General features: G+C 50.9%; 3 protein-coding genes. All 3 read right to left on the bottom strand.

Translation table 11 applies throughout. The features are described from left to right. The coding region (locus QZN53_RS12940; protein ID WP_294653475.1) for a terminase large subunit at positions 1–830 on the bottom strand (830 nt) is incomplete at its 3' end. A gap of 117 nt (positions 831–947) precedes the next feature. Continuing rightward, the gene (locus QZN53_RS12935; protein ID WP_205428157.1) at positions 948–1,391 is read right to left on the bottom strand and encodes a hypothetical protein; all 444 of its coding nucleotides are present in this window, start codon (positions 1,389–1,391) and stop codon (positions 948–950) included. A 13-nt stretch (positions 1,392–1,404) separates the two neighbouring features. Beyond that, a complete protein-coding gene (locus QZN53_RS12930) occupies positions 1,405–1,665 on the bottom strand; it encodes a hypothetical protein (RefSeq protein WP_163439325.1) in 261 nt (86 codons plus the stop codon). Positions 1,666–2,295 lie beyond the last annotated feature (630 nt).

Here is a 2,295-nt window from a genome sequence, read left to right as displayed (position 1 = left end):
TTTGCGGACTCACAGGCGGCCTTTACCTTGTCGATACCGACCGTGATGCCGAGCGAGGGATTCGCTTTCTTCCAGACCTTCGGGTCCGTCCAGTCGTCGTTCTCATCGGCACCGTAGATGACCGGGTAAAAGGTCGGGTCAATCTTGCGGCCCTCGATGATGTCTTTTGCTTTCTGGTGCGTTTCATAGCAGATGGATTTGGTGTCTGTACCGGCTGTGGTTATAAGGAAGTAAAGCGGCTGCATACGAGCATCACCGGAGCCCTTGGTCATAACATCAAAGAGCTTCCGGTTGGGCTGGGTGTGCAGCTCATCGAACACCACGCCGTGGATGTTAAAGCCGTGCTTCGAGTATGCTTCTGCTGACAGCACCTGATAGAAACTGTTTGTCGGCAGGTACACGATCCGCTTTGTGGCCGTCAGGATTTTGACCCTACGGTTGAGGGCCGGACACATTCGGACCATATCGGCTGCGACCTCAAAAACAATCGAGGCTTGCTGTCTGTCCGCAGCGCAGCCGTAGACCTCCGCCCGTTCCTCACCGTCGCCGCATGTGAGCAGAAGTGCGACCGCAGCCGCAAGCTCCGATTTACCCATCTTCTTGGGTATCTCAATGTAGGCGGTGTTGAACTGCCGGTATCCGTTGGGCTTGATGATTCCGAAGATGTCCCGGATAATCTGCTCCTGCCAGTCGATCAGCGTGAAGGGTTTTCCTGCCCATGTACCTTTGGTGTGACAGAGGCACTCAATGAACGAGACAGCGTAGTCAGCCTTGGTCTTGTCATAGACGGAGTCCTTCGCTTTGAACTTCGTCGGTGTGTATTTTTTCATTCGCCTCAAGTGTTATCACCTCCAAAAAGGCATAAAAAATAGCCGCCTGAAGCGACCGTCATAACGAGGAACAGAGCCGAGCGGCTCATGTCCCAAGGGTATTTACTTTACCGGGGTTTAGAAGTTTTCGGTATGTACCAATATTTCGTAGGCCAATTGAGTGTCTTCGTCGACCGGCTGAACATCCCAGCCTCTGTCGTAGTTGCAAACGATCTCGCCATTGCGCTTAAGCATCAGCTTGGAAATCCTGCCGCCGTCGATTCCGAACTCGGAGCCTTCGTCGTACTGCTTGAACCAGTAATGGAAGATGCTGCCGTGGACCCGTAGGCTGCCTTCGTGCCAGAGGCGTTTTTCCTCGTTTGCGGGGACCGGGTTGACTTTGATCTTAAAAAGGAAATCGCCGGTGTTGGACACGCAGAAGTCTTCGACTATGCAGTTGCTGAAACGGTCCGGAATGTCTCGCATGCTGCCTTCAAAGAAGGTGGTATCAAGCTGGCGGTTGGTCAGCGTCACCGTGGCATTGCGGCTGATCAGATCGTAGAACTTTTCCAGTCTAATCATTGTCGGTCCCTCCTTAATACTTCGTAGCCTTGTGGCTGTCGAGGTTCTTGAAGAAGGCGTCAACCTCAGCGAGGCTGGAAAGGACGTCTTCGTAGGCTCCGAGGCCGCTCTTCTTGATGATCCTGTAGTAGCCCTGACGGTTCTTCAGAACTCCGAGACCGTTTGCTTCGGCAATCTTGATAGCCGTGCGGGTGAGCTTCCCAAGGCTCTGGATCTCGTGGTCTTCGCCTTTTTCAAAGGCTGTCTTGCAGTTGGTGTGGTCGATGTAACGCATCGTGGTTTCCTCCGTTTGTGTGTATTACCTTTCGGTAGTGTATATATCACTCTAAACGCCTGTAATAGCAAGTCATTTCTGCAATATAAACCGAAGTATTCTACACAAATATTCGGGCTTGGAATTGTGTACTTTATGCCTCTCCGGTCAGGATGAAATGCTCCGCTATTCGAAGAGTACCCCGATGGAATCCAGGTGTGTTGTCCACATTCCTGATTGCCTGATGGTGCCAGGACGGGCAGCCGGTGAGAACATTGCTTCCTGCCATTTCGTAAAGAAATGAATCAGATGCGATTTGCACGTCATATTTAATCCTGCCTTCTCACGCGACAGGAATATCGTGTTGTGTCCTTCCCGATCATTCTGAAACATCGTTTTTCGTGGGAAATTTGCTCGTTGTGTTTGGTATTATCCTGTATCGTATGGTACAATATGTGAGTGCTGTTCATGGTCGTCACGATGTGTGAACAATGCGCAAAGGATGCTTCTGTTTGGGTTTTTGTATCCTTTTTCTTCAAAAGGAGCGTTGAAAGGGAACATGAAAACGGGCATAAAAAAACCCCCGAACCCATTGAAACAACGTGCTCCAGGTCATGGAGCTGATAGCCAGATTCGAACTGGCGACCTCAT

The sequence above is a fragment of the uncultured Fibrobacter sp. genome (genome assembly GCF_900316465.1).
Classification (GTDB): domain Bacteria; phylum Fibrobacterota; class Fibrobacteria; order Fibrobacterales; family Fibrobacteraceae; genus Fibrobacter.
Note: the sequence above shows the minus strand (reverse complement) of the source record. Positions and strands in the feature narration are given on the sequence as shown.